The following is a 7,141-nucleotide window of genomic DNA, read 5'->3' as shown; positions in this document are numbered from 1 at the left end:
ATGTTAGCGGGGAGAGGTTATATAGGTTCCTGCCAAAGCAGCTGAACCCATCGAATCTCTTCACCACCCTGACGAGCCCCGGCATGTATACCGCCGGGACCCGGTGGCGCAGGCCCCCTGCAAGGGAGTTGCGCCCGGTCGGAGGCAGGATGCCACAATCCCGGATATGCTCCGGGTTGCGGCTGATTCGGGCGCTTTTGCGCGGAGCAGTGCCCCGTCGCGGCGCCCTCCTGTCTCCTGCGACTCTACATAGAATGCTATTCGTACTTATAAAGGTTCGGATAAAGCCGTGATTTTGCAGGGATCGAAGCCGGTGCCACACCCATCAAAGTCCCTCTTCTGCCCATATTCAGATCTCCTCAGGGTGGTCAGGTGGAAAACGCGCAAATTCCGGGATCAGACAACCCCCATGGTTCTGAAGTAGGCCCCTTCCACTGCAATCGCAGAATGAGGAGTAAGAAGTCCACCAGAACAAGCGGGGGAAGGAAAAGAAGAATGTTGTACATACAAGCAGACAGAATGCCCCGGAGAAGTGGTCACAGATATCAACTACCAACGACTAAAGTCGTTGGTTTGCCCTTCCATCTCCCTGATCCGGGTTGGATCAGAGCGGAGTGCGATAGGCTGGTTGATAGACAACCCCTAGATATGTGCATGATAACCGTTGTCTCCCCGGAGGAAGTGCCTTGCACACATTAGTATCGACCACTGAATGTATCGCTTAAACGGCATTCATCCCACGAATGAAGTCGTGGGCTTCCTGCCTTTGTTAGATCGTGATCAGGGGAGAAAATGGCGCCGGATCGATACCTGGGAACCCCACACCTTAAACGCCTCACAGCGTGAATAGTATTGTATGGATCCATTCGATCTCGTAGCACGTAACACCGTTGAAATCGTTACGGAAGAGGAGCTGCGGAGAACTCTCGATCAACCGGTCAAACGGGTATATACCGGATATGAACCTTCAGGGGAGATCCATCTGGGCCACCTCGTCACCATCAACAAGCTCATCGATATGAAGGAGGCAGGTTTTCACGTTGTTGTCCTCCTTGCCGATCTCCATGCCTTCCTCAACAGGAAAGGAACCCTGGATGAGGTTCGGGAACTTGCCGAGTATAATAAGGCATGTATCGAGGCTGTAGGGCTGAAGGGAGCAGAGTTTGTACTGGGAACAGATATCCAGCTCAACTCCGAATACCAGCTTCAGGTTCTTGAACTCTCCCAGCAGGTGACGCTTAACCGGGCGAAGAGGAGTATGGACGAGGTTGGCCGGGCGATGGAGGCACCGACCGTCTCCCAGATGGTCTATCCAATCATGCAGATGGTCGACATCGCAGCACTCAATGTGGATGCGGCAGTCGGCGGGATCGACCAGCGGAAGATCCATATGCTCGCCCGGGAGCACCTCGGTGCAATCGGAAGGCAGCCACCCGCCTGCGTCCACACCCCGATCGTCAACGGACTCGATGGGAAGAAGATGTCCTCGTCTGCAGGCAACGTTGTATCAGTCGCAGATTCGGAAGAAGAGATCAGAAAGAAGATAAAAAAGGCCTTCTGCCCTCCTGAGACAGAGGGGAATCCGATTATGGAGATCTTCCGCCATCATATCTTCCCGCGCCTTGGGGAGGTTGTGGTGAAGAGGCCGGAGAAGTATGGAGGGGATCGGCAGTTCCATTCGATAGAGACCTTTGAAGCCGCATATACCGCCGGAGAAGTCCACCCGATGGATGCAAAGAATGCCTGTGCAGATGGCCTCACCGAGGTGCTTGCACCTGCATACGAGCTTATCCAGAGCTACAGAAGAGCCTGAAGAGAGAGGAACAAGGGGAAAAGGAGAGTGTGAGGAGATGGGACGAAGGGGAGAAGAGACCAAAAAAACCGACAGCCGCATAGAAGAACTCGATCGGGAGTTATCCAGGATGGGTATCCGGATCCGTGACACCGACCAGCGGAAGGTCAGGGATGAGGTCTTTGATGAAGTCACCCTTCTCGCACTTTATAAACTCGCCAACAGGAAGGTGATCAATGCAGTCGGAGGATCAATATCAACGGGAAAAGAGGCGAATGTCTTCATTGCCAAGCGGGGAGACGATCTCGACTGCGTCATTAAGATCTACCGGATTCGTACCGGCAATTTTAATGTAATGAGTGATTATATCCTCGGAGATCCAAGATTCGCCAGCATCAGGAAGAATAAGAAGAATATCATCTTTGCATGGACAAAGAAAGAGTTCTCAAATCTGAAACGGGCTCTTGACGTGGGCCTCCCTGTGCCGGAGCCGATCGCTTTTGATCGGAATATCCTGATCATGGACTTCATCGGGAAGGATGAAGTACCTTATCCCCAGCTCCGCCTCAACCCGGTCGATGATCCGGAGGCAGGGTACATTGAAGTGCTTGGTCTTATCACCGACCTGTACCAGAAGGCCAGGCTCGTCCATGGTGACCTCTCAGAGTATAATATCCTCCATGGAGGGGGAAAACTCTGGCTCATCGATATGGGGCAGGCGGTCACACCGGATCACCCATCGGCACACAGGTTCCTCTTCCGTGATATCCAGAATATGAACAGGTATTTTGGGAGCTGGTGTGAGACACTCGACGAACATGAGATCCTCAGAGGGATCGTTGGTGAAGACTTCTTCACCCCATAAATTATAGAGGAGAAGCATATGACGATACAGGAACTGAAGGTGGCCTCCGATCGGATCGGTGTCATCATAGGAAAGGGCGGGGAAACACGAAGATCCATCGAGGAAAAGGCTCAGGCGACAATAAGCATAGACAGTGGAGAAGGCCTCGTGACCATTGAAGGGGAGGATGCCATCGGCGTATTGCGTGCAACCGAAGTGATCCGTGCTCTTGGGCGTGGTTTTTCACCAGAGCGGGCATTCCGACTCTTTGACGATGATGATATCATCCTGGATCTCCTCGATCTCTCGCATGTCGCTGATACCCCACAGAAGATGAACAGGATCCGTGGGCGGATCATCGGCCGTGACGGAAAAGCACGAACGCAGATCGAGAATATGACCGATACCACCATCTCGATCTATGGAAAGACCGTCGGGATTATCGGACTCCCTGAGCCGGTCATCACCGCACGAAAGGCTATCGAGATGCTTGTCGAGGGAGCAGAACATGGAAATGTCTTCTCATTCCTTGACCGGAGAAAGAAAGAGGCAAAGCAGGATCTCATCAGTTCCTACTACTGATTAGAGCTTCAATTGGAGATGTACCAGAGGAGAGAGTCGATCAAAAGGAGATCTCTATTGGAAAAATAACTGCTCTCATGCAATTTTTTCCAAGGTACATAGAGAGCAGTATTATGACCATTGTAAGAATTCATGAATTGAATTAAATAAATGGTAAAAAATTTATTACAATCAATAATAAATACGTTCATATAATTATCGATGTGATTCCCAGTGACAGAAGAGCATTCCAGTGGAAATGAAGGGGTTCCAGAGGGGGATCTCGATCTCCTTCCGATTCCGGAACCCCTCAGGGAACGGTATGCAGCAGCCGGGATCACCGCCCTCTATCCTCCACAGATCACCTGTATCAGCGAGGGGCTCTTTGAAGGGAGAAACCTCCTGATTACCATCCCGACTGCAAGTGGCAAAACCCTTGTTGCAGAGATGGCGATGCATCACCAGATTGCGCAAGGTGGAAAATGCCTCTATGTCGTCCCTCTCAAAGCACTGGCAAGCGAGAAGTATGAGGATTTCTCTGGAAAAGGGGTCAGGGTCGGGATCGCAACCGGGGATTTCGACCGGAAGGACGAGAGGCTTGGGAGATCCGATATCATCGTTGCAACCTCGGAGAAGGTTGATTCACTCCTGAGGAACCGGGCAGGATGGATCGATTCGGTCAGCCTGATCGTCCTTGATGAGGTTCACCTCATCGGTGATGAGAGCCGGGGGGCAACCCTTGAGATGGTCATCACAACGATGCGGAGCAGAAACCCGGCCATCCAGGTGATAGGTCTCTCAGCCACGATCGGAAATCCAAAAGAGCTTGCAAAGTGGCTCGATGCAGGCCTCGTCGACTCTGCCTGGCGACCTGTCAGCCTCAGGGAGGGAGTCTACTATAAAGGAAGGATTGCGTTTGATGATGGGGAGAGAGAGGTGCCATCCCCGAAGAAGGACGCTGACACAAACCTCTGCCTCGATACCATTGCAGAAGGGGGGCAGGCACTCGTCTTCGTCTCATCACGGAGAAATGCAGAAGGGACCGCGAAACGGATTTCGGCTGCGCTTCGGCTTGATGAACCTGAACTGACGAGGATTGCAGATGCTGTGGAAGGGAGCGACGACAGCTCAGTCGGCGAAACACTTGCCCTCTGCATCAGGCATGGAGCAGCGTTTCACCATGCAGGCCTCTCCCGGGATGTCAGAAGGCTTGTCGAGGATGGGTTCCGGAGAGGGGCGATCCGGGTGATCGCCTCGACGCCGACACTTGCAGCCGGGCTGAACCTCCCGGCGCGGCGTGTCATCATCCGTGACATCCACAGATTCCAGGCTGGAGAGGGGATGGTCCCGATTCCTGTACGGGAGTACAGGCAGATGGCGGGGCGGGCCGGGAGGCCCGGCCTTGATCCCTATGGTGAAGCGATCCTGATAGGAAAAGATCCTCGATCAGAAAAGAAACTCTTTGAGGAGTTCATCCATGCGCAGGCCGAGGATATCGATTCACAGTGTGCAAAACGATCCACGCTCCTCTCACGTATCCTGGCCCTTGTCGCGACCAGGGAGGCGGGAGATACAAAGGCCGTAACCAGCTTCTTCAGGGGAAGTTTCTATGCTACCAGACATAAAAATCTCCAGTATCTGGATCGGTTGATCACCCGCGTTATCCGGGATCTCGAAGAGATGGAGATGATCGTGGATCTCGGTTCCAGGCTTGAAGCGACTCAGTTTGGAGAGCTCACCTCACGCCTCTACCTCGATCCGCGATCAGCGGTGATGATCGCAGATCAGCTCCGGGGATACGAGAGAGAAGGGCAGGAGACGATCACCCCCTTCGGAATCCTCCACCTCCTCTCAGCCACCCCCGATATGTTCCGTCTTTATCTCCGATCCGCCGATGCAGAACTGATCGAGACGGTTGCAGAGGAGCGGGAAGGGGAGTTTCTTATTGGGAGGGCTGAGGATGCATGCCCATGGCTTGGATATGAAGAGATCGCCTGCGCCATCAAGAACGCCCTCGTCCTTGAGAACTGGATCGATGAGGTTCCAATCGAGATGATCACAGAACGGTTCGGGATCGGGCCTGGAGATATCCACGGAGTCGTCGAGGGCATTCTCTGGCTTATTCATGCAACCCGCGAGATCTGCCGGAGAGAGATTCCCGCCCTATCCAAGGATGTATGCGACCTTGAGATACGGGTGAAGAACGGGGTAAAGGAAGAACTCCTTCCACTCATCAGGCTCCGGGGGATCGGTCGTATCAGGGCACGCCAGCTCTTCAACAGCGGATACACCACACCGGAGGCCCTTGGTGCGGCAGGGATCGATCAGATCGCTCCGATCATCGGGCGGAAGACTGCCGAGTCCATTCTTGATCAGATCTCAGGAACATCTGAACGAGGAAGAAGAAAGAAGAAAAAAGATACAGGTACGGAGGATGATACCATGGAGATGAAGAAAGGGGTCTCTGCTCTCCTTCAGCAGAAGGGGAGAGCGCAGCAGTCGAGCCTTGATTTCTGGGAGAGTGGTGAAGAATAATGAATGACGATTTTCAGATCAGGATGGCACAGATCAGGGTTGATTCTGTACCCGGGGTACTTCATGCAATACGGGAGATTGCAGAGTCACTGGATCTTCGGATCATCTGTATGAATGCCGGAAAAATGGCGGGATACAGACATGCGGAGAAAGCAGTTCGCCATGCCCTCAGGGCAGAGAAAGAAGGGGGGATGACCGCACGAAGCCTTGAGATGGAGGCCCTCCTCTATGTCTCCGGCCAGCGGCAGACCGGAATCGGAATGAACTTCGGTCTTACGGAGGGGGAGATGACTGCATGGGTCGTGCTTCTTCCCGCATCGGATGATGGCTGGAAGAAACTCTCTGGGATCATGGTCTTCATCCAGGAGGAAGAGGGAGTGCCGGATGAGAGGATCCCCGTTCTCAAAGATCTGTATGGAATTACCGATGAAGAACTTGGAGTGGTCGGAAGAGACCGGATCGATGAGCTGGTCATCGAGCGGACGGCGCTTCTTGAGATTTTGAAATAACACGGGAAATGAGGGGCTCTGAATGGAGCTTTCACTTTTTTTGGGCATGGGAGAGGATATGGCCTATCTCCGGAATGATGATCTCTGCAACGGCGAGACGGACGGCCTTTGTAGAGCCTGGTATACAGAAGACTGCGCGGCCGGAGATCAGACCTGCAGTTGCACGTGAGAGGATAACGGCGGTTCCAACCTCCCTGATACTGAACTGCCGAAAGATCTCTCCAAATCCATCCATCTCTTTATCAAAGAGTGGTCGGACCGCCTCGATCGTTCGATCATCAGGAGTGAGCCCTGTTCCTCCGTTGATGATGATACAGTTTGCCTCATTTATTGCCTCATAGAGGGTACGCCGGATTGCATCATCCTGATCAGGGATAATGCTGTAAAAAACAGGAGAAAGACCAGCTTCGACCAGGAGAGCTTTGATAGTCTCTCCTGATACATCCTCAGCTTCGGTTCTTGTTGTTGAGACGGTGACAATCCCGGTTCGTATTTCGATCTTTCGGTGGTGTTCTTTGCTCATCTGAGGTGATTGATCGTCCCGGTATATCTCATCTTCTCGAAAGAAGATGGAGATCGATCAGATTTATCATGAAGAGGGGAGGGATAGACCATCCGGATTCTCCTCTTTTCCAGTGGAAATAAAGGGGTTTGGAATCATTTGGATCGGGAATGGTAGATGTCTGACAGATGTGAGTATCGGCATGGTATAGAGACTTTTCGAGGAGAAGCTGAAGAAATAAAATCTCCAATGGAAGGAGTTGGCGGTAATACCTGATGGAAAAAGGGGAAACGGAGTTCGTGGAATGGATAGTTCCAGGTGGATCGGAGGTACCCCTTTGTTTCCACTGGAGATAAAAAAAGTATCAGATGGAATGGGATGGGGGATTCTATAATTAA

Annotated in this window: 6 protein-coding genes; 5 read left to right on the top strand and 1 reads right to left on the bottom strand. The window is 52.5% G+C overall.

The annotated features are described in order from the left end of the window. Window positions 1-856: 856 nt before the first annotated feature. From RJ53_RS06535 to cgi121, 5 genes are all read left to right on the top strand, one after another. On the top strand, window positions 857-1,813 hold the full coding sequence (locus RJ53_RS06535) for a tyrosine--tRNA ligase (RefSeq protein ID WP_211530826.1): 957 nt from the start codon (window positions 857-859) through the stop codon (window positions 1,811-1,813). 37 nt (window positions 1,814-1,850) lie between these two features. Continuing rightward, a complete protein-coding gene (locus tag RJ53_RS06530; RefSeq protein ID WP_211530825.1) occupies window positions 1,851-2,657 on the top strand; it encodes a serine protein kinase RIO in 807 nt (268 codons plus the stop codon). An 18-nt stretch (window positions 2,658-2,675) separates the two neighbouring features. Beyond that, window positions 2,676-3,218: a KH domain-containing protein gene (locus RJ53_RS06525; protein ID WP_211530824.1), complete on the top strand. Its 543-nt coding sequence runs from the start codon at window positions 2,676-2,678 to the stop codon at window positions 3,216-3,218. 213 nt (window positions 3,219-3,431) lie between these two features. After that, on the top strand, window positions 3,432-5,732 hold the full coding sequence (locus RJ53_RS06520; protein WP_211530823.1) for an ATP-dependent DNA helicase: 2,301 nt from the start codon (window positions 3,432-3,434) through the stop codon (window positions 5,730-5,732). Beyond that, window positions 5,732-6,241 (top strand): KEOPS complex subunit Cgi121, encoded by a 510-nt coding sequence (cgi121, locus tag RJ53_RS06515; RefSeq protein ID WP_211530822.1) that lies wholly within the window; start codon window positions 5,732-5,734, stop codon window positions 6,239-6,241. Before RJ53_RS06520 ends, cgi121 begins: the two co-directional genes overlap by 1 nt. A 31-nt stretch (window positions 6,242-6,272) precedes the next feature. Here cgi121 and RJ53_RS06510 read toward each other — a convergent pair whose 3' ends face one another. Further along, entirely contained in the window at window positions 6,273-6,764 is a 492-nt protein-coding gene (locus RJ53_RS06510; protein WP_211530821.1) for a MogA/MoaB family molybdenum cofactor biosynthesis protein, read from the bottom strand. Window positions 6,765-7,141 lie beyond the last annotated feature (377 nt).

Origin of the sequence: Methanocalculus chunghsingensis, from assembly GCF_018132105.1 — an archaeon.
GTDB lineage: Archaea > Halobacteriota > Methanomicrobia > Methanomicrobiales > Methanocorpusculaceae > Methanocalculus > Methanocalculus chunghsingensis.
This window is presented reverse-complemented; position numbering and strand designations above follow the sequence as displayed.

Excerpts from the sequence above, each read along its gene's own strand:
- RJ53_RS06530 (WP_211530825.1), top strand. The coding sequence starts at position 1,851 with ATGGGACGAAGGGGAGAAGAGACCAAAAAAACCGACAGCCGCATAGAA.
- RJ53_RS06535 (WP_211530826.1), top strand. The coding sequence starts at position 857 with ATGGATCCATTCGATCTCGTAGCACGTAACACCGTTGAAATCGTTACG.
- RJ53_RS06510 (WP_211530821.1), bottom strand. The coding sequence starts at position 6,764 with ATGAGCAAAGAACACCACCGAAAGATCGAAATACGAACCGGGATTGTC.
- cgi121 (WP_211530822.1), top strand. The coding sequence starts at position 5,732 with ATGAATGACGATTTTCAGATCAGGATGGCACAGATCAGGGTTGATTCT.
- RJ53_RS06525 (WP_211530824.1), top strand. The coding sequence starts at position 2,676 with ATGACGATACAGGAACTGAAGGTGGCCTCCGATCGGATCGGTGTCATC.